This is a genomic window from Sphingobacterium sp. UDSM-2020, from assembly GCF_016132525.1.
GTDB lineage: Bacteria > Bacteroidota > Bacteroidia > Sphingobacteriales > Sphingobacteriaceae > Sphingobacterium > Sphingobacterium anhuiense.
Genome location: NZ_CP066166.1, coordinates 4,490,991 through 4,517,475, shown reverse-complemented (window position 1 = coordinate 4,517,475; position 26,485 = coordinate 4,490,991). Strand labels below are relative to the sequence as shown.

The following is a 26,485-nucleotide window of genomic DNA, read 5'->3' as shown; positions in this document are numbered from 1 at the left end:
ATACACAAAATTCGTTTCTGTCAATAATTTAATAATTGACAGCGTATTAAAGCCATTTCTTTTTCTGGAAATAAAAATAAGGTATAATAGCACAGAGAATCATAACTAAGATGACGACAGGATAACCGTATATCCATTTTAGCTCGGGCATCACTTCAAAGTTCATCCCATAAACTCCTGCAACAAGCGTGGGTAATGCAATACAGATGGTTGCAACGGTCAGAATTTTAAAAATGCGGTTTTGATCAAGGTCAATTTTATTATTAATATGGTCTCTAAGATCCCGAAGTCGCTCAAGGTTGAATTGTATATAATCGGAAACGACTAGGAGATCCTCCAACTCTGTTTCGAGTACTGCTTTGATGAATTCCGTATTACCAAAATCACTTTTTTTACAAAGTCTGAATATACGGGTCGCTTCATTTACCGCTTCTTTAATAAGAAGATTGTTAAAGTTATAGGTTGTGATAAGATTCATATCCTGATCCGTAAATACATTTTCTATCAGGACTTTATTTGCTAATACTTTAATCTTCTTCGCAAGATTTTCGGTAATATCAGCGTAATAATCTGATATAAATTCGAAAGGAAACTTAAAAATGCTTTTGTTAAAATTTACCAGTTTCTGTAGATCTAGCAATTTGGTACTATATATTTCGGCCCAATATTTATCAAGTGTAGAACTAGTAAATAAAAATATTCTTCCGGAAGAAATAATAATAAATACGGGCTCTTCAATCATTTTCCCTTCTAAATTATAGTAAGGAATAGAAAAATGAAAGGAAATCTGATTTTCGATTTCCAAAAGATGTGAACTGATCTCAATATCTTCAAAGTGAGACATGATCGCAAAATCGAGCTCGAAATTTTGCTTAAGCCAATCAATATCTGTCGGATTATAATCATGGAATTGGATAACGATAAAATCCGATAAATCACCTGTGATTTCATCTATACTGTTAACACTATATTTCTTACTGTCTATACTTATTAGCTCAATCATAGTTGAATAAATGTTTAGCATTATTACAGATCTAAAAATAAGCTATTTTCAGTAGATTTTTTCGTGAATCGTTTGAATAACAGATTTCAGTTCGCATTTAATCAGAGAGCCTGTGTTTTTGAGAGAAGCCTTTTGCAAGTAGTGATGTGTATGTACTTCTTCGGTAGGTTCATTAACACGTATTCTTTTTATGCTATCCTCAATTTCAACGATTATTATTTTTAGAGGAAGTAATAAAAATCAAGCTACAAGAAGAAGGCTACGACGCATAAGCCCCCATGCGATTTAATGATAAAGTATAGGTCTATACACCAAAATCATAATTTTAAAACCAGTATACATAAATGAATTATCTTTCATATTTTTGTTTGTAATGAATTCCCAAGAAAGTCCAAATATGATTCCCTTTAGCTCTGATTTAATTATTCAGGCACTGGCATTTTCACCCTCGCCTACAGCCATTTATAGCGGTGAGAATATGATCATCCGTTTTGCTAATAAAGGAATGCTGGCTGTTTGGGGCAAAGATGCTTCGGTCATAGGCAAACCTTTGATAGAAGCAATACCTGAATTGGAAGGACAGCCTTTTTTAGAGCTGTTGCAAGAGGTTTGGCGGACTGGGAAAACGTACTCCGTTTCTGCGGCTCCTGCAAAGTTAATAAAGAACGGAAAGGAGACGCTTGACTATTTCGATTACGAATATACAGCTCTTGTTGATGACAACAATAGAACTTGGTGTATACTGAATACGGCCCTGGAGGTGACCTCTCGCCGTGAGTTTTTAGAGCAGATCAAACTTAAAGAAGAAAGAGAGCAGATGCTCAACGAGGAAATGGCCGCGACTCTCGAAGAATTGACATCTACGAACGAAGAGCTCAACAGATATATTAAACAACTTGCCGACAGCAGGGAATACATTCGGACAATTATAGAACAGGCGCCTGTTGGTATCGCCATGTTAAAAGGGCCTGAACATCATATTGAAATCGCCAATCCTGCGATTCTCAAAATATGGGGTCGAAAGGAGTCTGAAGTCATTGGATACCCGCACGAAAGTGCCCGGCCGGAAATGCGTGGACAGCCTGTTAACAATTGGTTTAAACAAGTATACCAAAGTGGTGAGCCTAAGATAAACACAGAATTTACAGTAAAGCTGTTTGATAAAGGCGGATTGAGAGAGGCAATCGTCAATTCCATCTATCAGCCCATATTTTCTAATGACGGTACTATTTCAGGTGTTTTGGTAATCCTTGAAGAAATTACCCAGCAGATCATGCTGCGGAAGAAGAATGAAAATGATCAACAGATGCTGAACCTAGCAGTAGATGCTGGCGAGCTCGCGACCTTTTACTATCAAACTGAAACAAATCTCTTTTCCGGAAATACGCTTCTAAAGAGTTGGTTCGGACTTTCATCGGACAAAAACATGGATCTTTCTCTGGCCATCGCAGTTATTTTGCCGGAAGATCGGGATCGGGTTTCGCTGGCCATCGAGCACGTGTTAAGTAAAGATTCTGATGGTCAATATTTCATAGAATATCGGATTCAAAATAATGTTGATAAAAAAATTAGACTACTGCAGGCCAACGGAAGAGTGTTCTATGACAGTAATGGTAATCCACTCAGCTTAAATGGAACCTTGAGGGATATTACTGAACAAAAAAAAGAGGAACAGCGAAAAGATGATTTCATTGGAATGGTAAGCCATGAACTGAAAACACCACTTACCTCTCTTAAGGCTTATCTGCAGATATTGCAACGGATGGACTTACCTACAAAAGATCCTATGTCGCAAAATATGCTGGGGAAATCTGTAAAGCAGGTACATTATATGAACACCATGATTAATGGGTTTCTTAACGTATCCAGGCTTGATTCGGGTCAGCTGCATCTAATGAAAACTGTTTTTGATTTTCAATCACTGTTTGCCGAAATTGAAGATGAAGTGCTGTCGACGATCAAAACTCATCATTTTCTGTTTAAAGCACCTGGAAAAATAATGATACATGCAGATCGTGAAAAAATAGCGCAGGTACTCCATAACCTTGTTGGAAATGCAGTCAAATATTCGCCTCTCAGATCGACGATTAGAGTAGATTATGCTGCCAATGATAACAGTTTAAAAGTAAATGTTCAAGATCTTGGAAAAGGGATTGCAGAGGAAGATCAGCAACGGATATTCGATCGCTATTATCGCGTGAAGGAAACTAGTGGTGGTGTGATATCGGGGTTCGGTATTGGACTTTATCTTTGTAGAGAAATCATCGAACTGCATGATGGAACCATTCAGGTTCAGAGTGTAAAAAATGAAGGAAGTATATTCTCCTTTACCTTACCATTCAAGCCCTAACGCAGTCTGAAAAACCAAAAGTTTTGCTTGTTAAAAGCTAACTGCATTTTGCTTTAAAGACTCCACTACGCTCTTATATAGTTCCTGTTTTTGTTTTCATAATTGCGGGAGCGGCCACCGAAAAATCCCGAAGGTATCTGCGAAGCCAACACTACCAAGCTGGCTCCGGATTGCACTCAGAGTATGGGCTCAAATAAGCTGTTGCTGAAATGGGATCAAAATACGGATTTCTGAATATATAGATCCAGGATATCAGCCGTGGGAAGAGAAATCAAGAATTTATCAAATAAAAGTATGACAGTGAGAAAATATTTTTTTAAAAGTAAGTACTATATTTAAAAATGGAAATAAATAAATTAGATAATCCAGCATGGTATTCCTTAAATGAAACTCACAAAGATTTTGTAGTTGACTATGAGAAAATAAAATTTTACGACCCTAATTATTGTCCTTTTGGAGGAGCGTTGAATGATGAAGAGACAGCATCAGGAATTGCAAAGTACGCCACTCTTACTGACAGTTTTTTTGTAATAGGAAATAGACCTGATATCACTGATAAAGTTCGGGTGGAAAGTGAATTAATCTGTAATCAAATGGTTATTGACAGTCGAATTGACATGGACATTCACGAAGATATTACTAAACTTCAGACAGAAATACATAAGAATGATCTATTTAAGCTTGTTAATCTTGTGCAGCCAGGCTATTTCAAAAATATGACAGCTGATCTGGGAAATTATTATGGTATATACAAAAATCATCAGCTTGTTGCTGTTGTCGGAGAGCGGATGAAAATGGAGAGCTACACAGAACTGAGTGCAATCGTGACCCACCCTGAACATACAGGAAGAGGTTATGCTAAACAACTCATCGTGCATGCTAGCAATAGGATTTTCAATGAATCCAAAATTCCTTACCTGCACGTCGCTAATACTAATTTTAATGCCATTAGACTGTATGAGAAATTGGGATTTTTGACAAGAAGGAAAATAAGCTTCTGGAAATTACATGCACATGTTTTGTAAAGTATTTCTAAAATGTTGGAATCAATTATTTACATTAAAAACAAATGGATGCAATCATTGAAAAATTAAAAAGCATTGAACATGGTTTCAAACATATCATTGAAACAGGTAATCTTATTTTAAAGGACATTTCAATCGATCATTTGGAATTTGCAACAAAGCTTCTGGATGATGACGCTTATCAGATCCGAATGTTGGCGGCTTATCTTTTAGGACAGTTGTCAGTCGAATATGCAGAAGCACTTGAAATACTTGAAACTAAAGTTGCAACGGATGCTAACTGGAGAGTACAGGAAATGTTAGCCAAAGCATTTGATTATTATTGTCAATCTAATGGTTATGAGAAATCTTTGCCCACAATTGAAAAATGGATCAACGATAACAATCCCAATGTAAAAAGAGCCGTTATTGAAGGGTTAAGAATTTGGACAAATAGACCATACTTCAAAGAGAATCCTGAAAATGCCATTAAACTGATTGCAAAATTTAGATCAGATGACAATGAATACTTACGAAAATCTATTGGTAATTCGTTGCGGGATATCGGTAAAAAACATACAAAATTGGTAGATCAAGAAGTTTCAACTTGGGATTCGCGGGACAAAAAAATAGTATTTATCCGGAAATTGATCTACAAGTAAGATGGCTGCTAAAATAAGATCATTATAGTTTCCTTTATCCCTACACACGCGTTTTAGACGTAAACACCGTCGTTTTGATTTACAAAGAATTTTGCAAATATCAAATAAACCTACTGCATGACTTTTGGCTGTTCAGATATTTTTGATACAGATCCAATTGCCGAAAAAGTATTGACAAAAAAAGGAGAACATGGTAATGTCTCCTAAAAAGTAATTCTTATAGAAAAAGAATTAAAATACTTTCAATCCGATAATACCAACAACTATTAGCAAAGCAGAAAGAAGTCTAAAGATACTTGCTGAGTCATTAAAAAATAAAATGCCAACGACGAGAGTTCCTAATGCTCCGATTCCGGTCCAGACGGCATAAGCTGTACCAATAGGAATAGTTTTCTGAGAATAAAAAAGAAGGAAACCACTGATTGCCATACTTGTAATTGCCAATACAATCCATCCAAACTTGTTAATAGAAGATGTCTGTGCCATCTTCATACCCAACGGCCATCCAATTTCAAAAATGCCCGCAAAAATTAATGCTATCCAATTCATCTTAAGTATTTTTAAATATTTAATACAAATGTAGCAGTTAGAAATTCTCAAATATTTTGCAAATGTTAAAAAATCATCACTTGATTTCACTCCTAATACGATTCAGGTTTGCCTGATGGCTTTTGCTAAAAGGGATTGTTTGCTGATTAAAAACCTATCACACAATATAATCTTCAACTGATTTAGCTATATTCGTAAACTATAGATATCAAATAATTTGATCATTATGGAAATATGAAATGCGTCACAATTTTTATTACTTGAACTCACACTGACCGAAGGGTCTTTGAACAAATACGGGCTTGACTGCTATGCATCTCTGTCAACAGGTTTGTAAAATAGCTAATTACTTTTGCAGCCTTAACAAAATAAACCAAAACAGTTAAAAGAAGCAATAAATATAAGAGGATTTACGAATGGATTTTACAGTAGAAATTAATGACATGGTAGCAATGGCTATTTCTATCATATGTGGAGGAGCCATTGGCTTTGAACGGGAATACAAAAATAAATCTGCCGGCTTTCGAACAATAATTTTAATTTCACTGGGCTCAACCATTTTCACTATAGTTTCGCACCATGGTGCAGGTACTGATGACCGAATTTCGGCAAATATTATTACAGGTATTGGATTTATTGGGGCTGGTGTAATTTTTAAAGATAAAATTTCTATTCGTGGCTTGACGACTGCTGCTGTGATCTGGACTTCTGCTGCAATCGGAATGACAGCAGGAATAGGTTATCATGCGCTTGCACTATGCCTTACTTTAATTACTCTTGGGGTATTATTAATGGTTACCCGGGTGGAAAGACTGGTTGCTCAACTACAAAAAGAACAGCTCCTGAGTGTAACCTTTCGTAATCCTGACTTTGATCAGATCCCACAATTGGAAAATATTTTAAATACAAAAGGTCTTACTGTAGAACGGATGGAAATTGTAAAAGAAAACGATCATTTAATGGTAAATTTCAAAGTATCAGGTAAAAAAAGATACTTATTGGAAATGAGCGAAACACTTGCTAACCGATCAGAAATCTTAAGCTTCACTTAATCCCACAAATAGTTGATCGTTAATGTTAACGCTAGATGGGTTCAAATATTTATCCCTTTGCAAGGTTTGTCACACTTAGGTTTAATAACCGCATCTTATAGGTTGATTGAGAAATTCAACAAGGGAATTTAGTTTCATGTAGAAATTCCTATTGAAAATGATTTATTAACAGTTACCCCTGCTTATTTTCCAACCAACCGTTGAAGTACATGGTACTATAAGATTGTACTTATCATATAATACCTTTAAATCATAAACGACGCAATTTAAATCCGTTAGACTAATTGTTAACCAAACCATAGAATTTTTTTATAAGATGCGATTTCTTAATATTATCTTTTATATTAATTCACTGCGTTTTAATTTTTTAAATGTTTTGATTTAAATAGTCTTCGTTAAAAAATTTATTACCAAATTTTTCGCCGATTTCTCTCGCTTTTGAAGGATCTGATGCATTCATTTCTTCGAACATTACATCAAATCCAGCAGGGTGAACAGTGCATATCAACGTTACAGCACGGTCAGAGGTGTTTTTAAAACTATGGACTGCCCCACCAAAAGGTATTCTTATTATATCCCCTGTTTTTACTTTAAATATTCCATTTTCAGTTCTGAAATCGACCTCGCCACTTGCTACGTAAAAAGTTTCTTCGGTATCAGGATGGGCATGTGGCAGAGGCCCTGCACCGGAAGGCACGTTCATTTCAATAACAGCGTATTTTCCTTTTGTATCTTTACCTGATATAATCGTTCGATATTCACCTTTAGCAATGTGAAAAGTTCTACCTTCAAATTTGCTTATTAAACTTATACCTTCCATTTTTCTGATTTATATTTTTACTTGATTACCGCTGTACATACCGCCCTTAAAGATTTCAGTTTCCTCATCAGTGACAAATAGAACTAATTCAGTATCTTCAATAACCTTAATTTTTATTTGTTCATCCTTAACGACAACACTTTCTTTCTTTTGTAAATGGATATCACTATTTATGGTTGCACTGCCTTTAAATACATATAACAAATAAGTCAGATCATCTTTTATCAATGGAGGTAATGTGGCATCTTGATTTGCAAGAAGTTTCATATCGAATAACCACTTTTGACTGCTGAATTGAAACGCTGTTTCATTTGTAGGTGACCCCAATAATCGCCATTTGTTCTCACTGTGAATAGATTCTAAATCCATAAATACCACTTTTGGTTCTAAATCCTTTTTTCCAGGTCGGATAAAAATCTGTAAGCCTTCCAAAGGTTCATCGGTGCCTAAAATCTTCTCTTCATGATAAAATGATCGTCCAGCTTTCATAAACATCAGCTTATGCTTATCAATGTTCTCCACAATCCCTTCAGAATCTTTATGTTCTGAAAGCCCAGATCTAAAATAGGAAACAATTTCATCATTAGCGTGGGGATGCATTCTGATAATTGTATTTCCATGAAATTCGGGATGATCAATTCTACCTATACTGCCGATTCCTGTATCCGTTTGGGAAAGAGAGAGACCAGGGTATAATACTTTTATTGGACCATGTCCGGCAAACATAGTATGATCTATTTTTTGTATCATAATATTATTTTTTTAGATAAGCTAGATATTGGAATAACCACTATCCAGTTTTCGTTTTTTAATTCATGTGTATAAAGACATCGTCATGTTATCATTCTTCACACCCATTTTATTTGCTTTAATTGTTTAACAAAGTTAAAGTATATTTGCTCTATTATTTTCAGTAATACACTTAACAGTAGTAACTATAAAAAAGTATAGCATTGGAAAAGGAAAATGAATATATTGAAATACAGGCTGTAATTGATGCTTTTGAGATAATAGGTGGCAAATGGAAATTTCCCATTATATACAGTCTATGTAAGGGAAAATTAAGATTTAAGGAACTTGAAAAGGAGTTAAAAGGTATTTCTCCAAAAGCGCTATCAAATGCTCTTAAGGATCTGGAGATAAACGGACTCATCTCCCGGACTGTCTTCCCAACGGTTCCTATAACGGTAGAATATGCACTGACTGAATATGGAAAAGATTTGAAACCAGTGCTTCTCGCAATTCAAAAGTGGGGAAAAAAGCATCGAGAAAAAGTCATCACGGGTATTTAATTAAATATCCCAATTTATCCGGTGTGGCATTAGTGAAGGACTAAAGGAAACGGCAGGTCTTTCACTTACTCGTTCTTTTAAGCTTGGTCAATATCCGCACCTCTAAATTGGGACAATCCACGATAAATTCTTCAAACATGATGCAATAGTCGCAAACCTCGGAATGCTATTACGAAAACAATTTAATCTACCTTATCTTAAAATTTTCTCAAAGGCTTTTCTTGGACTTCCTCTGAATGTAACTTCACCACAATATTGATAACACATTTTTTGCAATATCCAGAGCATGCCCGTATTATCAAAATTAGTATCAACCTTGACGCTATCAATATTGTGTTTAAGTGCAAAATCTTCGATATGCTGTAAAATCCTCTGTACCAATCCTTGGCCAAGATACTTTTCGGAAATTGCAACTCTATGGTAAACCACAAAATCACCATTAGTCAACCAAGCTCCTTTTATATTAGCATACGCTGGTTCATCATTAATCAAAATAGCACAATATCCAGTGATGATATCATCATCCACCAATACGTAACCAACACTCTTCTTAATATCATTTTCAATAACAGATAGATTGGGATAGCCATCTTGCCATTGCGTACTCCCATCCTCTTTTCGTCTCTTGATCGCTTTTTCTAAAATTTTCCAAATTTGAACAGCATCTCCTGCTGTAGCCTGTCTAAAAGAATATTTCATATTATTCATGGATTGAAATTAATTTATACTGTTCTATTGCTTGTTTGATGAGTGCAATTAAAAAAATATTTACGACTGCCATAAAACTGATTACACATAAAAAAAACACCATACCAAATTGCTGAATAAGATATCCTCCGAGGAAAGGAGCTGTTGCTTGTGCTAGTAACGGCATCCTTGCAAGTCTTCCAATAATCAAGGCATAATTGTCCCTCCCGTAAACCGATAATGGCAAGGTTCCTCTCAAAACTGAACGCATCCCGTTTCCTATGCCAAAAACTATTACTCCTGGTATTGCAAGTATTGGTGATATAAAAATCAATACCATACCAAAAAAAATGATTATGGTAGAAATAAAGGACATTTCAATAGCAGTCCTTTTTCCAATGATCAACTCAATAACTCGTGCCATGGCTTGACTTGGGCCTAAAAAAGCAATTATTACTAGTACCATTGACATCTCAAGCCTGCCGTGCAGTAATATTTCGATTAAGTATATGGTGACTGTAGTACTTATGACCGAACCAAGAGTAAAATTTGCTGATAGTAAATAGTACAATTTAGAACGGAAGAGCTCGACTGATGATTGGAAAGTCTCATTTTTTAAGGTGCTTTTGTTTCCTTCTTTATTTTTGAAAACATACAGATGAATCGGGAATATAGAAATTATCAGCAATATGGCATATATATAGCAAGTATTTCTCCATCCAAAACTATCCAAAATATAGCTGGTAAATATCCAAGAAACGGAAGGTGCTAAACTGGATACCAGAGTGATCCAAACGAGTGATTTTGCTACGTTAAAACTATACCTCTTACCAACTGCGGCAAACAATGCATCATATAGCCCCATTGCCATGGCTGAACCGATAATCACCCACCCTGAAGCAAATATCAGAAAATTACTTGAGCTGCCGATCACGATCAAACCTATCGCCATCACTAATCCCGAAAAAAGTAATGCAGCATGACGATCAGTATGCTGTATAGTTCTACCCACTGTAGGTAACAGCAATCCTGAAACCAATAGGGCAAGTGAGAGGCAACCATAAACTTGCTGATAAGACCAGTTCATTTCCGCCATAATATCCTTTGCTAAGACAGAAAGTAAAAAATATGAACCACCCCAAAGTACGATTTGCGCTATACCCAAATTCAGAACTTTAAAAAAGTCCAAGTTTTCACTTTCTATAGACTGAGATGCTGATTTCATATAATGACAAATCTCTGTCCTTTTTTCAAATCGGCAAAACGTTTTTATTCGATCACATCGATCGGTTTTTTCGATGGATTAATGATACTTTTTATACCTTTGGACGAGCAAATCATACAAGTAAAATGGAACTTAGACAACTTAAATATTTTCTTAAAGCACAAGAATTACTGAGTTTTACTGAAGCTGCAAAACGCTTAAATATCAGCCAGAGTACATTATCACAGCAAATCAAACAACTGGAGATGGAATTGGACGTATCTCTTTTTAACCGTCTTGGCAAGCAAATAACGCTAACAGAACCTGGTAGATTATTTACTGAATATGCCGAACAGAGTGTCAGAAAAGCTGAAGATGGAAAATTGATGCTCCAAGATTTAAAAAAGATAAAGGTTGGCACGATAACCATAGGTGTAGCTTATGGTCTTAAGGATTTTTTTGTAGAAACTTTAATAAACTTTACAGAGAAATTTCCTCAAATAAAGATTAAAGTTATCTATGAGCCATCCCACAGTCTGTATGAGAAGCTTCAACAAACTCAGGTGGATTTTGTTTTGGCTCTTCATGAAACCGAAATAGACCCCTATTTTACCTATAAAAATTTATTCAGCTGTCCAATGGTACTGGCAGCATTAGCGGGTACGGAAGTATCCTATAAAACTAATATAACCCTCGAAGAGATCTGCAAACTTCCTTTGGTCATTGCAACAATGGGATATGATATGACTCATACGGTTCACAGGGCGTTCTCAGCAAAAGGGTTAAGTCCAAAATTTACGATTGAAGTCAATGATATACCCACAGCGATTAGACTCGTCAACTCTGGAAATTGGTACAGTATCTTTATAAAAACAAGTGTTGTAGGAACCACTTTGGCTTCCATTGCAATCCAGGATGAGGGTTTGATAAGATATGCAAAGATTATTTCATTAAAAGGTAGTTATGAAACGGAAGCTGTCAAAGAGTTTAAAAAAATGTTAACGCTAGCTGCTAAAACTATCATGAGGTAAACGCTAGCTTAAACACGACATTTCAACCCTATATTTATTGTGTTCCGTCACAAAATCTTTAGTAATAAAACTACCAAATGCCGGATGATTGACTTCTGCCAGGTCTATATCTATAATACGCAATGACTCTTTGTTATCAGCTTTGGCTATCACTTTTCCGTCAGGACTAACAATCTGACTTTCGCCACGATATGCTTCTTCCTCTCCTTCAAAAAATTCTGTTCCTACTCTATTGCAATTGATATAAAAGCACTGGTTTTCGAGTGCGCGAATAGGAATGATGGTTGGAGTAACCTCGCCGCCAAAGTTTGCAGAGTTGCAAATAATAGCTACACCTTGATTTTTTAGCAGGGAAGAAAGTGGAGCAAACCAAGCATCGAAACAGATGGTCAATCCCACTTTTGCATCTCCGCATTGTCCCCATATCGGTTCATTGCCTGCCGTAAAAGCTCGTTTTTCATAATCTGTGACATGAATTTTTCGGTACGATGCGACTAATCCGTCTCGACCTACGAGGATAGACGAGTTGTACAACTTGCCATCGTAAAGTTCTGGTATACTACCGGTGATGTAACCTCCGCATCTTTGCATCAATTGGGTGAAGAATTTTATTGTTGGACTGTTTGATAAATCTTCGCCAAAAGGAAGTAATTCTTTCCTGTCATCATAGGCATATCCACATGTAAACAATTCGGGCAGCACTAACAGATCGAATTTCTCATTCTTTATTTTCGATTCTATATAAGATAAATTGGCATCTCTATCACGCCAAACAACTGCATATTGAAAGAAACCGACTCTCATACATCATTCATTCTATTAAGTAAAATAGAACAAAACTACTATTATTAATGCTATTTAACAATAACATCCTTTGTTATTCCAGTCTTCGCTTTTTTACTCTTTTAGTTAAAATATATTTCACTTATTTTACAATAAACTTGACAGATTGGTTTCCTTTACTTTTTTTATTTGATTTATTTAAGCTTTTCGACTTCTTTTCTGGTAAGCCCTGTAGCTTTGGCAATTTAATGAGTAGACTAATACCATCTCCTTCAAATTTAAAGCTGTTTCAATAGCTTTTTTGTGCTCGCCTGGGGCAATACCTTCTTTTAAGCCTTGATCATGTCCAATACACTGAGCAGTAGAATAGATATTCTCTGCATCACGCTTATTTATTAAAATTGCTTTGTACGCAATCTTATCCTCCGATGTTAATTTTGCGTAGTTGGCAAACTGAACAAATGTTGAAATACTTCGGAATTGATGATTCGTGGCAAGGTCTTTAACGTAGACATATTCTTGAGTTTATAGAATACTTTGACCAGCTCATCTTCACTATCAGACTAACTCTTAACAAAAAATAATCATATGTTTTTTTGTTAATGATAGAGACCTTCGAAATTCCCAGTATTTAAAAAAATGGCTACAAAATTCTACCGAACTTATATGCCTGGATTTCGTTTTTTTTTGAATTAGAATACATGAAAGTATTTCATGTACTCATTTTAGCAAACTCGTAAGAATTTCCGTTCTAACAATTTTTCTGGCGCATGCAGGATCGGTTCGATCTACGGTAACAGGCTCTTCATTAAACTCACCTATGAACACCAATAGATCATTTACTTGTCACAGGACAAAATAGTGTTAACATCACTTACATTAATCTAGTGCTTCGGTATATTATACAATGGTTCACTTTTCTTATAGTAAAATAGTTAAATAGCAAGTCCGCCTATTTAAAAATAATATCATATAATTTAGACGAAAGAGTTTGTAACTTTGAGCTGTCATATAGTTAAGACTTAGTTTATCGTATCAGTAAGAATGAAAAGATAAATTCAATATATTCACACAAGAAATACAATAAAAAAATTCATGAAAAGGCCTAAATTAGCATTTTTTAGTAAGATTTTCGTTTTGATCACTGTTATCGTAGCAAGTTATAAACCTATAATTGCACAATCTAAATTTATAACATTCCATTCTAACGACGAAAAGAATTTATTTGAAAACCTTCATGTTAATGAAGATTATTTAAGACTTATACTACTAACCGAATTAACGAAAGAAGGTGCCGATGCGTACATATTAGATCTTAATCAATTTATACAAGGTATAAATTGGATTGATGAGGATAAAATGAAGCCGAATAAAAAACTTAAACAAATATTTAAACAAGTACATCAAAAATTCTTGCGTAAATATGAAGAAAAAGCCTCTGTAAAAGATATGTTCTCAAATGGGAATTATCAGTGTGTGAGTGCATCAATTTTGTATGCCTATATATTTGAAAAACTTAATATTCCATACGAGATAAAGGAACAGCCCACTCATGTCTATGTAATTGCATTTCCAGAAAATGCAAATATTTTAATTGAAACTACCGATCCGACTTTAGGTGTATATGTTCCTAATACTAAAGTTCAGAATCAATATGTTCAAAATCTTATTAAAACGAAATATCTCGACCAAGACTATGTAAACAAAGTCGGCGTCGAGAAAGCTTTTAATGAGTTCTTATATGGGAAAATAAATGTCTCTTTTCAAGAACTGATTGGCCTTGCTTTCTATAACCTAGGTGTGTATGATGCTGAAGACCAAAATTACGAATCTGCATATGCAAATTTCTACAAAGCAAATAAATTATATCCTGCTCAAAAACATGAGTTTTTACAGTATTCCATATTGGCAGAATTAGTAAATCGCAGTAAGATCGAAAAATTGGAGGACTGGGATGCACTTATTGTACTGGCTAATTTACAAAATCGCGAAGACGCAAAACTCGTTTTAAAAAGCAGGTTCTACAATCAGATTAGTAATGACCTTTTACGTGGACAAAATAGAAATAATGTTAGCGAGGTTTATAATAAAATTACAAATGAACTGAAGGATACTATATTACTAAATGAGCTAAGGGATCATTATATGATCGAAAGCTCCAGAAGTTATATTTTATCAAAGGATTTTAAAAGTGCCATTCCAATTTTAGAAGATTGTTTAAAAAATAATCCTAATTCGCCTATCGCACAAGGATTTCTTTCTGATTGTATTTTCCAAGAATATACGTTTGAAACACCTACTGCTGCTATTGTAGAAAAAATGGTAGCATACGGCGAAACATATCCTTTCTTAAAAAAAGATATGTCTTACCAGCATTTTATAACCTACTTCTATGGCTTAGAAACTATTCAGAATTTTGAAAAGGAAAAGTATAAAGAAGGCATCAAGTACTATCATTTGATGCTTAATGCACTACAGAACAACCCAAAAGTAAGAGAGCGAGTGAAGGAGATTGCTTTCGGTGCATTTAAGTTTACAACGATCTATTACTCAGTAGTCAAGAAGGATAAAAAGAATAGCTTAGCTACAATTGAACAAGGTAAATTAATCTATCCAGATCTACTCGATAAAAATGACCTTAATATGCTGGTAAAACATATCAATAAGATGTAAAATAATACAAGTAGTGTTGTATAATAAAACCTATCACACAATATAATCTTCAACTGATTTAGCTATATTCGTAAACTATAGATATCAAATAATTTGATCATTATGGATAAATGAAGTGGGTCGTAATTTTTACTACTTGTACCCATATTGACCGAAGGGTCTCTGAACAAATACGGGCTTGATTGCTATACATCTCTGTCAACAGGTTTGCAAAATAGCTAATCTTTTTTTTCAGCCTGAATAAAAACAGCCAAAACAGTTAAAAGAAGCAATAAATATAAGAGGATTTACGCATGGATTTTACAGTAGAAATTAATGACATGGTAGCAATGGCTATTTCTATCATATGTGGAGGAGCCATTGGCTTTGAACGGGAATACAAAAATAAATCTGCCGGCTTTCGAACAATAATTTTAATTTCACTGGGCTCGACCATTTTTACCATAGTTTCGCAGCATGGTGCAGGTACTGATGACCGAATTTCGGCAAATATTATTACAGGCATTGGATTTATTGGGGCTGGTGTAATATTTAAAGATAAAATTTCTATTCGTGGCTTGACGACTGCTGCTGTGATCTGGACTTCTGCTGCAATCGGAATGACAGCAGGAATAGGTTATCATGCGCTTGCACTATGCCTTACTTTAATTACTCTTGGGGTATTATTAATGGTTACCAGGGTGGAAAGACTGGTTGCTCAACTACAAAAAGAACAGCTCCTGAGTGTAACCTTTCGTAATCCTGACTTTGATCAGATCCCGCAATTGGAAAATATTTTAAATACAAAAGGTCTTACTGTAGAACGGATGGAAATTGTAAAAGAAAACGATCATTTAATGGTAAACTTCAAAGTATCAGGTAAAAAAAGATATTTATTGGAAATGAGCGAAACACTTGCTAACCGATCAGAGATCTTAAGCTTCACTTAATCACACAAAAAGTTGATCGTAATGTTAGATTGATTCAATTATTTATCCCTTTGCAATGTTTGTCAAATAAATAATTGATAATGTATAACGCTATTGTAACAACATTTTGTCAGGACTACATAAACATTTCTCGTTTGTCCTTTGCTTGTATTGATAAAAGTAGCTCATATTTTAGCAAAAATCTTAATAACTTTGTCAAAAATACTTTTTCTGGTTATAATCTTAGTAAATAATGCGTATTACTAGACCTAATTTCTTTGAAAAGTACTAGTGATATATGATAATTAAGAATAATAAAGTAAGCGTTGATCAAGCAATATCAAAGGGAAAGCGAATGGTAAACTATCCGATCGTTATTATTATTTTGACCACATTAGGGATTAGCTTTTACTTATGTATCCATTTATCTTTCTGGATTGTACCAATTGGTTTTGTTTGTGCGATCGCATTTAGTTGGATCTGGTGGAGTATAATGATCACGAAATGGCGACTTTGGGCTTTCGATAATGTTAGAAATGTACATGAACTTAAAAAACGAGCAATACAGGAAAAATTAATTTGGCCTGATGATGTAATTTTTAATAAAACGGAAATCTCTAATGCTACAGAAAAAGAAAAGTGGAATGTACTAAAGCAAAAGTTTCAATATGAAGACATATTTCAGGACGACCTATCTATATCAGATGAAACAAATATCTTCTTTTCTAAAAGCAAGAGCTCTTTACATTTGTTAATTATGTTAATAGTTTTAGGATGTGGTATTTTTATAATTATGGATAATAATTATATCCCAGGGTTTATTATAGTAGCCTTAGGCCTATATTTTACAATCAGAGAATTTCTGAAGATGATAAATAAACTGTCACAAATTACGATTAATGCCGATGGAATCAAAACGATATCAACAGATTTTTACAACTGGAATGAAATAAAAAACGAGGAAGTTATTGATGAAAGTTCAGGAAAATACATACGTCATTATTTAACATACGAACATCCAAATGGTATAGAGCAACTGTTAATAAATGACTACGCAATGGATAAATCTAGTTTGAACAAATTACTAATTCTATATCGTGGACGAAATAATCAAAAAGCAAAGACGCTTAATATGCATAAATCATAAAATAAATTTACCCACATTAAGGCATATAAATTTATACAAAATATACTGTATCTCCTGCTTAGTAAATAGTACAAAGAGGTCGCCAAGCGAGCAATATACCTACAGTCGTTCAGCAAATTGTTCAAAAACAATGCGAAATAGACACCATTCTAGTTTAGATAGTTGTTTAATTGATTTATAGGATACTTACAACAAGTCGTAAAAGCAGCTTGCGAAAAAGAGATCGCGCAATTCAAACGAAAACGGTTTATAAAAGCACCTTTTACAAATGAACAAACTAAAAGGGGACAAATGTAAAAGGTGCTAACGCCATTTTGAAAACCAACTTAAAGGTATTTGTTTATCTTTTTAGATGGATTGGACCACTTCTTCCAATTCAAAACGTGATTTTGGTAAAACAGTCGGGTGAGCCCAATCAGTTTTATCGGCATAACCTACCGTAACAGCGAATAGCGGAGAAAAACCATCTTGGGCTAAAATCCCTTTATAGGCACTGCGGTCAATACCTTCCATCGGTGTAGCATCCAATTCCATACTTATACACGCACTCAAAAAGTAGCCCAAGGAAAGATAGACCTGATTTTCCATCCATGATTTTGTGGCTATATCACCATTCGACTTTATAATTGGTTCGTAAAAAGCCGTCCGCCACAGTTCCGGCAAAATGGAAATATTGCGTTGCTCAAAATGTTCAATATCGTCCATTACACTGAACACAACTAAAAGACCAACATCGTTAATCGAATTTTCGTTCATATAGGATTTAGAAGCCAGTTCCCTTTTTACAACTTCGTTTGTAACAAATGTAAATCTCCAAGGTTGGCTATTAATGGAAGACGGACTTAACCGTATTATCTCTTTCAGTTCCTCAATTTGGTCTGCCGAAACTTTTTTCGCCGGATCATACATTTTGGTTGCGTATCTACGTTTCGCAAGGTCTAAAAAACTCATCATTTTTAAATTTAAATTAAACTATACTTTTTATTGTTGCAAAACTAAGTATAGTGTTTTACCTTTGCAATAACGGTCAAAATTGATAGTAACTGATGTATAATATAGACGATAAGCAATATCCTTGCAATACCAGCCTCACCATGAAGTATATAGGTGGAAAATGGAAAGCTACAATACTCATTCATTTAATCCAAAAAAAACGATACAGCGAACTGAGAAAAGCGTGTTATGTTATAACCGAAAGAACGTTGAGTCTTCAACTAAAAGAAATGGAAGCAGACGGACTGATTACCAGAACCGTTTACACCAACAAGCCACCTCTAAAAGTGGAATACGAACTGACTGATTTTGGCAAAACTCTTATTCCCTTACTTCATTCTATTGCTGCGTGGGGAAATGAGGCGGCTAAAACGAATAAGAGAATAACCATGGTAGAATATGAGTAACCATCAAAATTGATCTATGGAATATTTAGAAAAAAACATATCAAAACAGAAAAATGAAAATAGTCATTTGGGTAGACTTATGATTAACGAATAAAAAGAAAAACGATGCTCTTTTAAGAGAATACTCTTCGCTTAAATTTACTTTAGAAACGCAATCAGTTTATATAATCTCATTCACAATCTTAATTTCAAATATTTTATCCCAGTTTTTTCCTGTTATAAAGAACGTATCCGACTTTTTATTATATGCAATACCATTCAGTACATCAAGATCAATGTGCTGGGTTACTTTTTGACGTAGTTCTGAAAGATCCAGCACCGCTTCAATAGTGCCGGTTTTTGGCTCAATAATGCCAATCATATTGGTCATAAAGAAATTTGCATATATCTTACCTTTTACCCATTCCATTTCATTTGTACCTGTAACTAGGCGTTCATCTGATGCTACGGTGATTTCGTTGCTTCTATTAAAATTAATCGGATTAATGGTATATATCTTTTCTGACCCATCTGTCATATAGAGGTTTGTCCCATCATTAGTAAGGCCCCATCCTTCCATATTTTGAAAATATGGGAACCGCCCTATTCTTTTTAAGGTATTAACATCATATACATAAGCTTCATTATTTTTATAGGTCAATTGATATAGTTTATTATTCAGCACGGTAGCACCTTCACCAAAAATAGTTTCATCCAGTTCCGCTATTTTAAGTACTTCTCCTGTTTTGGGATTTACGATTCGAACACTTGAGATACCATGTTTATCACTTACAGTAGTCCCGTTGCCAGTACTCTCAACTAAATTATCTTTATAAAACTCAAGGCCCTGGGTAAATGCTTTGATATCGTGTGGATAAATATTTATAACTTGATAGCTAAGCTTACTGGGTGCTTCGGCAGGTAAAATATCGAAGTTGACAGCTACATCTTCTATTTCGCTTTTTCTGTACACTTTAGCTTTTAAAATCTGTTTTCCAAACTTTTCGTTTTTTAAGCTGTACCGAATAATATCATGTACTAACCCGGTTGATAAAGGTTTATCATTAATGGAATATTGAACAGAATCAATCGGAACTCCTTCTAGTGCTTCAATCTGAATAATCAATTCATCGGTTAGAGCATATTTTGCTTTAATATTCACAAAATTAATTCTATTTTCCTCATGCTTATTAGTTATTGAAGGTGTTTTGGTGTTGTTGTTACCCCCACATCCATAAATTACACTTAAACAAAAAATTAATAGAACAGCATTTAATCTCATATACAACTTATTTTACAAGTGCTAAATATATCAATAAATGTTTTATAAAGTACAATTATTAAATTTATACTTAAAAACCACCAAAACAATGAGAAAAGAAACAACTTTTTTATAAATTGCAAGTAAAACATCTGAAGATTGATATTTGACCGAAACACATTATATACAATAATTCCGAAACAAAATAATGAAGTATTAATCTATCCGCGGATCTATCCAAAATAGATCACGAATTTGCAACAGGTCTTCTATCTGCATCAGATTATAAATCAGCTCATCTTTATCTTCTAAAGGAATCGTTATTTGTAGATCCTTTTTAAGTAAAAAAACGGTTAAAATAGCATCCTTGTCATATATCGAGATATCTGATTGCACCATAGTAATCTCATATGTCTTAAACCAATCTCTAGCCTGGTCTTGATCTAAGCAGATTAACGAAACGGTAAGATCCTCAAGATCTTGGATTTCATCTAGAAGATGATTGTTATAATTTAAGCTGATATAAGCTAAATATAGGAGATGATTGCCAGTCCGCAAGGCATAATTACGCACGAGAACCCGCTTTGGATCGAATGCAAAATCGTAATATTCTCGATCGGAAATACATGTGTATCGCTTGCCATAAAAATTAATTTTATCCTGCAATTCTTGTAAATGGTTTATTTCAATAAATACTTCGCCCTGCAGCTGCACTTCATCTATATGATTAAGGGCGTCTTCAATAACTAGTAGAGCAGACTCTTGCATTGGAAAAATGATCCCCTCACACTCCAGGCTTAACAAGTAGTCATTAACATCAGCTACAGTTAACGGATACCATGTTGGGTTTTCGTCTTCAACTGTATTTTTAGATGTTAAAATATTATAACCGCTCCGCTTTAAATCTAAAAGTATGAGTTGGCTCAAGGGTACAAACTTCATAAAATCTTATTGATATAATTAAAACAAGTTTTGCTTTATCAGGTCATCTTGTTCTAAAGGAGCAAGATTTGATCATTGATAACGTCCTGGGTTATAAAAGATTTCTTTTCTTTTGTCTCCCATGAAATAGAAACCTTTCTTGTTCCATCCGTGCACTTTTCGAAGTTCAAAGAGACCGGATATGTTTACTACTCACCACTCCATTTCACTTAATCATAACTCCGCTCCTTCATTGTCTTTATAAATAATGGGATATTCGGTAAAAGTGATGACCTGATCGTTTTCAAAGTAAGGTAGTCATATTCGAGTGGCTTAGGCTCTTCTCGCAACTTAGGGAATGCTTTCTTTACGATCTGCAGATCAGTATGGAGTGATATATTTCGGCTCATTGTTACTTTAATTGATAATATATTTATTATTAAACAAACTAAAGTGTACATTTGTTTTTTCTACTGATAAGTTAGAGCCTTAACGTTCTCTTGTATCTGGCAGTCGCTGATGAAAGTCCATACGCGACCATGTTCAAGGGTAAAGAGGATATATGGATCAGATCTTTCCTTGTAAGGTAGTTGTGTACTTAGGTAGCCCTATAATCTTAGTTTCGTACATACGCTTATCCTACTTTTCTTCTCGAAAGTGGTTGTTGAAGATCCGATAGCCGAAATTTATTTCTAATAACTGTTGTATACCATGGCATTTGCTGTTATCTGTAAAGACAGCTTCTTTCAACCCTAGTTCTACGGCATGTACATGAGCGGATTTAGTAAAATCATCCTTCAGAATATGGCTATCCAGATATGAATTTCAGAAAATAAAAAAGCTGTTATTTATTCTTTGGACAGTTGCACCATATTGTCCGGTGTAATTGTCCAGCGAATCCATTTATTGTCAGGGTTTGCTCCAATGCTTTGATAGAATTTTTGGGCATCAACATTACTTCCGAGTACAAACCAGTTGAATTTTTTATATCCATGTTTCATGGCATATTGTGCAAGACCCCTAAGCAATTTTCGACCTACACTTTTTCCCCTGTGATTGGTATCAACGTACAGCCATTTGAGCATCAATGAGGGGGTGTGGTTATGCATAAAAGGAATGTTATAGTGAACTGCTATGCCTATGAGCTGGTTCTTCTCTCCTTGTGCAACCATTGCCCCAAACTCGGGTCTATCACCAAAACCACGTTTCAAAAGGTCATTTTCCGTAAGACTAAAATCGGTGTCCCCCTCAAAAACAACTATTGCCTCCATTAATCTTAATACTTCGGGGATGTCCGCCTTTTGCATTTCCCTAATTATTACAGGCTTTTCCATTATCCTTTGACAACTTATTTTAAATCCTCAACATTATCCAATACGTAGCATTGTTCCCATTGGGTCATACCAATTTTAGGATAATAACCCACAGCCTTTGGTGCTGCTAATAAAATAAGTTTTGCTTTTGGGCTATGTTCTTTTGTAAGACGTATTAATTCTTTTCCGATTCCCATCTTTTGATAGTTCTCATCGACTGCTAAGTCTGAGAGATAGGTGCAGTAAACAAAATCAGTCAAAGACCTTGCTACACCTATCAATTTTCCAGAATCTCTTGCGGTGGCAATAAGATTTGCATACTTAAGCATTCCTGCTATTCTCTCAGGCTCATCGACTGGTCGTCTCTCTCCTAGTGTGGAATTTATTAATACTTCTTTAAATTCCTCTGCTCCGACTGTTTCTTCAATTTGGTATGTTAGCATTTTCAGTTTTTTTTATGGTTACGTTAAAAAATATTATCTGCAGGAGCTTCGTCTCGTGGAGTCATACCATAATCCCTAATTACTGCTGCTACACGTAACCTGTAGTCGTCGAATACCGAACTTCTCCCTGCTTGCTGTGCGTTTCTATGATTCGTAAGGTTACGCCATTCTCTCACACTTTCTTCATTTTCCCAAAATGAAAGCGAAAGAATTTTTTTGGGGTCAACAAGACTTTGAAACCGCTCTATGGAGATAAATCCCGGAATATTGTCCAACTCTGGTCTTAATGCCTTTGCTATGTTCAGGTACTCTTCTTTTTTTCCCTCTTTGGGAACTACCTCAAATATTACTGCTATCATATCTTCTTTTTTATTACATGAGAAATCGCTGCAATATTTGGATGCAGCTACTTGACCTAAATATTATAAATGACCAGCAAATCATTTGTCCGATAAAGGTTGAATAATTTGAAGGTTCTATCTTAGACAGCAACTTATATATTTTGATTGCCAAGTCAATTGCTTCATTCCTTCCGATGTAAATTTATTTTAAAAAAAGACTTTCTTTATCATCCAGTTTGAATAAAGCGGATAGTCCAGATGCTTTTATCCGGCATATGATTTAAACGAGGCGTATATGAAGTTCTTACAATCTTATACTCTAAAAATAAAGCCCTTATGGTTAAATAAGGGCTTTATTTGCTTTTAAAATAGATGAGATTAAATTTGACTAATTTGCATGTTGCTCTACTAATCCTAAATATACGGATTGACTGTCCTGAGCTGGATCACCGACCAGAATAAAAGAATAATAGTGATTTTCAGCTAATTTAATTTGCTCACGTGTTGCGAGCGTCTTACCTGCTTTATTTTTAGCAACTACTGTGAAAGTGCCACTTTTTTGTGCGATAAAACCTTCATTTGCAGTCACAGATTGCTGTGTTTCTTTAGCACGGTCGGTCCATGCTGCAGGCGCTGCTTGATCTCCGATGTGAAGCGTTACTTGATCACTACCTTCAGAGAAATTAAAAAAGCGTAATCCAGATTCTGTTTTTTTGATCTCTTTGTTGACGCGGTCTGTCGTAATTGCCTGTACTGGCTTTAATTTACTTCCGTAAAGAAAAGAACTATAAATGGTACTGTCTTTAACCACAATCGTACTATCGATCAGATTACCTTCTCCAGCAGTAATGGTTATTTTGCGTGATCCAGGATATAGGTGTACTTTACTCTGCGATTTATATAACAGCGGAAAATTAGGATCTTGAAGGATATTTCGGTCTGCATAATACAGTACAGCCTTTGCTCCACTATATCCATTTACCATCGTAAACAAAGCTGCTGGTACAGGTTGATGATCGTCCTTATCTTTGCTGCAACTGGTCACAAAAATTCCTGCAGTAACAACAGTTATTAAACTTAGTAATCTTAAGTATTTTTTCATAATATGTTAACTTAAATCTTATATTTAAAAAATACACATTGCGCTAGTGTTATCATAATAAACGGTGGTGCAACAGCTAGTGCTACATATTGTATAAAAAAATTGCGTGATTACGGTATGACGGATTATTTTCGCATATCTTTTATTGGGGCATCTTTAAAGTATCGTTTTCCATCTTTTGCACCATCCCAGACATTAGTGATACTGTGAATTTTAACAGGAGCTTCTTTTTCAAGGCGAATTAATTTTCTACAAACTTTTCTAAAAGTTCTATTCCATCTTCTCTTATCTTGTTTCTCTGTCTTTGCGTTTGTAATTCCAAATATTTTCGTTTTCCGTACTGATCTTGACATAATTTTACAAATTAAAACAAATGTGTTAATATCATCTCTTGAGACCGAATTGAATATGGTTTTCCTTGGTAAGGTTTGAATAAAATTGTCGATAACGTTTATCCTTCCCACAAATTAAGAAATTCTATTAAATTGTACCGTAAATGTAGAGCCCTGACCAAGTTCGGATTGCACCTGTAATTGACCTTTATGCATATCAATAATCCGCTGAACAATAGAAAGTCCAATACCATGTCCATGCTGACCTGGCGAAGATGCTGATTGGTAAAAAAGTTCGAAAATATGTGGTAAGTCTTCTGACGAAATGCCTCTCCCCTTATCACAAACCTGGACAATAGCTATCCCTTCATGGTATATAATATCTACTAGACAATGTTTATCTGAACTGTATTTACAGGCATTTTCGATTAAATTAGCAAAAGCTACTTTAAGTAAATAGGCATTTCCCATGACCAAAATTTCTTCTTGATCCTCTGCATTATGCAACAGGTCATAATTAAAAGATATGCTAACACGGTAATCTTTATCTTTATCCTGGACCATAAATTTTGATTCTACAAGAATTTCATCCAGTCTCAAAGAACTAAAGCTAACTTGTGAACTATCATAATTGGCACGGGCAAAGTCCAATAAGGAACTGGATAATATTGTTGCTTCCTTAGCATCTAATAAAGCGGTATCAATAGAATGCTGGTAATCTGCTAAGGTTGTATTTAGCTCTTTTGCGAGTTCGAGTTCTGCAATCATAGCTGATAAGGGAGTACGAAACTCATGGGATATAATGGAAACAAAATGCCTTTGGTTGTTAAATGACTTTTCTAATCGATTGAATGTTCCATTAAAGGTATCAATTAATTCAGAGAGCTCATCCTTTGCTTTTCGATAATAGACCCTTTTACTAAGATTATGTTCGGAGACATCCCGTATTTCATTAATGATATGTTTGATGGGTTTTAAAATGTACTGGGCAAAGAAAAAAGAGGTTATAAATATAAAAATAATGGCAACAAAATAAATACTGATGAGGAGCTGCTTCAAACGTTGCATATGAGCATAACCTGTCTGGTCGTATGCATGTCCAATCAGATAGTATTGTTTACCTTGAAAAGGATAATGCATGCCCATAAAGAGCTCATCGCCCTGATTCCAGGTCATAAAATTTTTATTCCGAATCTTTTGTAATAAGGCACGATCATAATGTTGTTCGCCAACATCAACAAAGAGCTCTTTAAATTGATTGTCAAAAACTGTTATCTGAGCTTCATTTATCTTTTTTTTATTTTGTTCATGAATCTGACGCAGTTGCGTTTCACTGACTTTGGCATCAAAAATAAATTCAGCACGCCAGGTAATTTTATACCGCAAGCGGTCTATAAATTCTTCCTCTCTATTTTTTTCAGAAAAGAAATAGATACTGTAGGCGAAAAGAAATAGTATCGCCGCAGAGAATAACGTTAATACTAAGGAAGTACGAGAAGCTATTTTCATTCTTTATTTGATAAGATAAAACCATGCCCCGATTTGTTATGAATGAGTTTAGTAATAAAGTCTTTATCAATTTTTTTCCTGAGATAATTGATATAAACATCAATGTAATTGGTTCCGGTATCAAAATTCTTTCCCCATACATTTCTAGCAATCTCATCACGGCTCAATAACGTTTCTTGATGCCGCATAAAAAATACAAGTAAGTCAAATTCTTTGGGAGTCAATTTAATATCGATGTGATCGCGACTCACATTTTTACTTCTCAAATTAAGTGTTAAAGAATCATAGTTTAAAGATTCATTATTTTCCCAACTGCCAAACTCTTTATTTCTTTTTAAAACAGCTGCAATACGGGCATATAATTCGCGAAGATCAAAAGGTTTTACCATATAATCATCTGCACCTGCATCAAATCCTGCAATTTTTTCATCGATTTGACCTAGGGCTGTCAACATGATAATCGGGATTTTAGGATAAGTGCATTTCATACGTTTGCTCAATTCTATACCACTCATACGAGGAAGCATGATATCAATAATAAGAAGATCGTAATCTAACAACTTTATCTGTTTTAAAGCTGATTCAGCATCAAGCGCAATACTTACCTGATAGTTTTGACTCTTTAATCCTTTTTGCAATACCGCACACACACGTTCATTGTCTTCTACAACTAATACCCTCATATTAACAAATGTAGATACTTTTTAAATAAAAATAAA

Annotated in this window: 28 protein-coding genes; 10 read left to right on the top strand and 18 right to left on the bottom strand. The window is 34.7% G+C overall.

Translation table 11 applies throughout. The features are described 5' to 3' along the window. Window positions 1-46: 46 nt before the first annotated feature. Window positions 47-1,003: a CorA family divalent cation transporter gene (locus JAZ75_RS18970; RefSeq protein ID WP_208697554.1), complete on the bottom strand. Its 957-nt coding sequence runs from the start codon at window positions 1,001-1,003 to the stop codon at window positions 47-49. Window positions 1,004-1,400: 397 nt separating this feature from the next. Between JAZ75_RS18970 and JAZ75_RS18965 the strand changes: the two genes are divergently transcribed. From JAZ75_RS18965 to JAZ75_RS18955, 3 genes are all read left to right on the top strand, one after another. Continuing rightward, complete coding sequence (locus tag JAZ75_RS18965; protein ID WP_208697552.1) at window positions 1,401-3,353, top strand: ATP-binding protein; 1,953 nt, start codon at window positions 1,401-1,403, stop codon at window positions 3,351-3,353. A gap of 341 nt (window positions 3,354-3,694) precedes the next feature. Next, window positions 3,695-4,378: a GNAT family N-acetyltransferase gene (locus JAZ75_RS18960; RefSeq protein ID WP_208697550.1), complete on the top strand. Its 684-nt coding sequence runs from the start codon at window positions 3,695-3,697 to the stop codon at window positions 4,376-4,378. Window positions 4,379-4,422: 44 nt separating this feature from the next. Continuing rightward, the gene (locus JAZ75_RS18955; protein WP_208697548.1) at window positions 4,423-5,019 is read left to right on the top strand and encodes a DNA alkylation repair protein; all 597 of its coding nucleotides are present in this window, start codon (window positions 4,423-4,425) and stop codon (window positions 5,017-5,019) included. Window positions 5,020-5,250: 231 nt separating this feature from the next. Here JAZ75_RS18955 and JAZ75_RS18950 read toward each other — a convergent pair whose 3' ends face one another. After that, the gene (locus JAZ75_RS18950; RefSeq protein WP_208697546.1) at window positions 5,251-5,568 is read right to left on the bottom strand and encodes a DMT family transporter; all 318 of its coding nucleotides are present in this window, start codon (window positions 5,566-5,568) and stop codon (window positions 5,251-5,253) included. A 416-nt stretch (window positions 5,569-5,984) separates the two neighbouring features. Here JAZ75_RS18950 and JAZ75_RS18945 point away from each other — a divergent pair, with 416 nt between their 5' ends. After that, window positions 5,985-6,620, top strand: coding sequence for an MgtC/SapB family protein (locus JAZ75_RS18945; RefSeq protein ID WP_232789267.1), 636 nt, complete (start codon window positions 5,985-5,987; stop codon window positions 6,618-6,620). A gap of 367 nt (window positions 6,621-6,987) precedes the next feature. Here the strand turns inward: JAZ75_RS18945 and JAZ75_RS18940 are convergent, their stop codons facing one another. Both JAZ75_RS18940 and JAZ75_RS18935 read right to left on the bottom strand, forming a co-directional pair. After that, window positions 6,988-7,440 (bottom strand): cupin domain-containing protein, encoded by a 453-nt coding sequence (locus JAZ75_RS18940; RefSeq protein WP_208697544.1) that lies wholly within the window; start codon window positions 7,438-7,440, stop codon window positions 6,988-6,990. Between the two features lie 9 nt (window positions 7,441-7,449). Beyond that, window positions 7,450-8,190 (bottom strand): pirin family protein, encoded by a 741-nt coding sequence (locus JAZ75_RS18935; protein ID WP_208697542.1) that lies wholly within the window; start codon window positions 8,188-8,190, stop codon window positions 7,450-7,452. A 203-nt stretch (window positions 8,191-8,393) separates the two neighbouring features. On the opposite strand from JAZ75_RS18935, the gene JAZ75_RS18930 reads away from it, so the two are divergent. Then, entirely contained in the window at window positions 8,394-8,732 is a 339-nt protein-coding gene (locus tag JAZ75_RS18930) for a winged helix-turn-helix transcriptional regulator (protein WP_232789266.1), read from the top strand. Window positions 8,733-8,924: 192 nt separating this feature from the next. Here JAZ75_RS18930 and JAZ75_RS18925 read toward each other — a convergent pair whose 3' ends face one another. After that, window positions 8,925-9,440 carry a GNAT family N-acetyltransferase gene (locus JAZ75_RS18925; RefSeq protein WP_232789265.1) on the bottom strand — a complete coding sequence of 172 codons (516 nt, stop codon included), beginning with the start codon at window positions 9,438-9,440 and terminating at the stop codon, window positions 8,925-8,927. Further along, on the bottom strand, window positions 9,433-10,644 hold the full coding sequence (locus JAZ75_RS18920; protein ID WP_208697540.1) for an MFS transporter: 1,212 nt from the start codon (window positions 10,642-10,644) through the stop codon (window positions 9,433-9,435). The genes JAZ75_RS18925 and JAZ75_RS18920 overlap by 8 nt, the downstream gene beginning before the upstream one ends. Before the next feature lie 125 nt (window positions 10,645-10,769). Between JAZ75_RS18920 and JAZ75_RS18915 the strand changes: the two genes are divergently transcribed. Continuing rightward, window positions 10,770-11,654 carry a LysR family transcriptional regulator gene (locus JAZ75_RS18915; protein ID WP_208697538.1) on the top strand — a complete coding sequence of 295 codons (885 nt, stop codon included), beginning with the start codon at window positions 10,770-10,772 and terminating at the stop codon, window positions 11,652-11,654. Window positions 11,655-11,657: 3 nt separating this feature from the next. On the opposite strand, the gene JAZ75_RS18910 is transcribed toward JAZ75_RS18915, so the two are convergent. Further along, window positions 11,658-12,458, bottom strand: a complete 801-nt coding sequence (locus tag JAZ75_RS18910) for a carbon-nitrogen hydrolase family protein (RefSeq protein WP_208697536.1) — start codon at window positions 12,456-12,458, stop codon at window positions 11,658-11,660. A gap of 1,074 nt (window positions 12,459-13,532) precedes the next feature. Between JAZ75_RS18910 and JAZ75_RS18905 the strand changes: the two genes are divergently transcribed. The 3 genes from JAZ75_RS18905 (at window position 13,533) to JAZ75_RS18895 (ending at window position 17,165) form a co-directional block, all read left to right on the top strand. Beyond that, window positions 13,533-15,110 carry a hypothetical protein gene (locus JAZ75_RS18905; RefSeq protein ID WP_208697534.1) on the top strand — a complete coding sequence of 526 codons (1,578 nt, stop codon included), beginning with the start codon at window positions 13,533-13,535 and terminating at the stop codon, window positions 15,108-15,110. A 293-nt stretch (window positions 15,111-15,403) separates the two neighbouring features. Next, complete coding sequence (locus tag JAZ75_RS18900; protein ID WP_183913518.1) at window positions 15,404-16,039, top strand: MgtC/SapB family protein; 636 nt, start codon at window positions 15,404-15,406, stop codon at window positions 16,037-16,039. Window positions 16,040-16,316: 277 nt separating this feature from the next. Beyond that, on the top strand, window positions 16,317-17,165 hold the full coding sequence (locus JAZ75_RS18895) for a hypothetical protein (protein WP_208697532.1): 849 nt from the start codon (window positions 16,317-16,319) through the stop codon (window positions 17,163-17,165). A gap of 348 nt (window positions 17,166-17,513) precedes the next feature. Here JAZ75_RS18895 and JAZ75_RS18890 read toward each other — a convergent pair whose 3' ends face one another. Then, a complete protein-coding gene (locus tag JAZ75_RS18890) occupies window positions 17,514-18,119 on the bottom strand; it encodes a nitroreductase family protein (protein WP_232789264.1) in 606 nt (201 codons plus the stop codon). 140 nt (window positions 18,120-18,259) lie between these two features. On the opposite strand from JAZ75_RS18890, the gene JAZ75_RS18885 reads away from it, so the two are divergent. Next, complete coding sequence (locus tag JAZ75_RS18885) at window positions 18,260-18,565, top strand: winged helix-turn-helix transcriptional regulator (RefSeq protein WP_208697530.1); 306 nt, start codon at window positions 18,260-18,262, stop codon at window positions 18,563-18,565. 160 nt (window positions 18,566-18,725) lie between these two features. On the opposite strand, the gene JAZ75_RS18880 is transcribed toward JAZ75_RS18885, so the two are convergent. The 10 genes from JAZ75_RS18880 to JAZ75_RS18835 all read right to left on the bottom strand — a co-directional run bounded on the left by JAZ75_RS18880 (window position 18,726) and on the right by JAZ75_RS18835 (window position 26,449). Continuing rightward, a complete protein-coding gene (locus JAZ75_RS18880) occupies window positions 18,726-19,706 on the bottom strand; it encodes a glutaminyl-peptide cyclotransferase (RefSeq protein WP_208697528.1) in 981 nt (326 codons plus the stop codon). A gap of 315 nt (window positions 19,707-20,021) precedes the next feature. Next, window positions 20,022-20,747 (bottom strand): hypothetical protein, encoded by a 726-nt coding sequence (locus JAZ75_RS18875; protein ID WP_208697526.1) that lies wholly within the window; start codon window positions 20,745-20,747, stop codon window positions 20,022-20,024. A gap of 209 nt (window positions 20,748-20,956) precedes the next feature. Then, complete coding sequence (locus tag JAZ75_RS18870) at window positions 20,957-21,136, bottom strand: hypothetical protein (protein WP_132840179.1); 180 nt, start codon at window positions 21,134-21,136, stop codon at window positions 20,957-20,959. A 438-nt stretch (window positions 21,137-21,574) separates the two neighbouring features. Beyond that, window positions 21,575-22,033 (bottom strand): GNAT family N-acetyltransferase, encoded by a 459-nt coding sequence (locus JAZ75_RS18865; protein ID WP_208697524.1) that lies wholly within the window; start codon window positions 22,031-22,033, stop codon window positions 21,575-21,577. Between the two features lie 41 nt (window positions 22,034-22,074). Then, entirely contained in the window at window positions 22,075-22,482 is a 408-nt protein-coding gene (locus JAZ75_RS18860; protein ID WP_208697522.1) for a GNAT family N-acetyltransferase, read from the bottom strand. Window positions 22,483-22,505: 23 nt separating this feature from the next. Then, on the bottom strand, window positions 22,506-22,841 hold the full coding sequence (locus JAZ75_RS18855; protein ID WP_132767846.1) for an antibiotic biosynthesis monooxygenase family protein: 336 nt from the start codon (window positions 22,839-22,841) through the stop codon (window positions 22,506-22,508). A gap of 370 nt (window positions 22,842-23,211) precedes the next feature. Then, window positions 23,212-23,925: a hypothetical protein gene (locus JAZ75_RS18850; protein WP_208697519.1), complete on the bottom strand. Its 714-nt coding sequence runs from the start codon at window positions 23,923-23,925 to the stop codon at window positions 23,212-23,214. 125 nt (window positions 23,926-24,050) lie between these two features. Beyond that, a complete protein-coding gene (locus JAZ75_RS18845) occupies window positions 24,051-24,278 on the bottom strand; it encodes a hypothetical protein (protein WP_208697517.1) in 228 nt (75 codons plus the stop codon). Between the two features lie 114 nt (window positions 24,279-24,392). Further along, window positions 24,393-25,766 (bottom strand): sensor histidine kinase, encoded by a 1,374-nt coding sequence (locus JAZ75_RS18840; protein ID WP_208697514.1) that lies wholly within the window; start codon window positions 25,764-25,766, stop codon window positions 24,393-24,395. Then, window positions 25,763-26,449 carry a response regulator transcription factor gene (locus tag JAZ75_RS18835; protein ID WP_132840189.1) on the bottom strand — a complete coding sequence of 229 codons (687 nt, stop codon included), beginning with the start codon at window positions 26,447-26,449 and terminating at the stop codon, window positions 25,763-25,765. Before JAZ75_RS18835 ends, JAZ75_RS18840 begins: the two co-directional genes overlap by 4 nt. Between the last annotated feature and the right edge of the window lie 36 nt (window positions 26,450-26,485).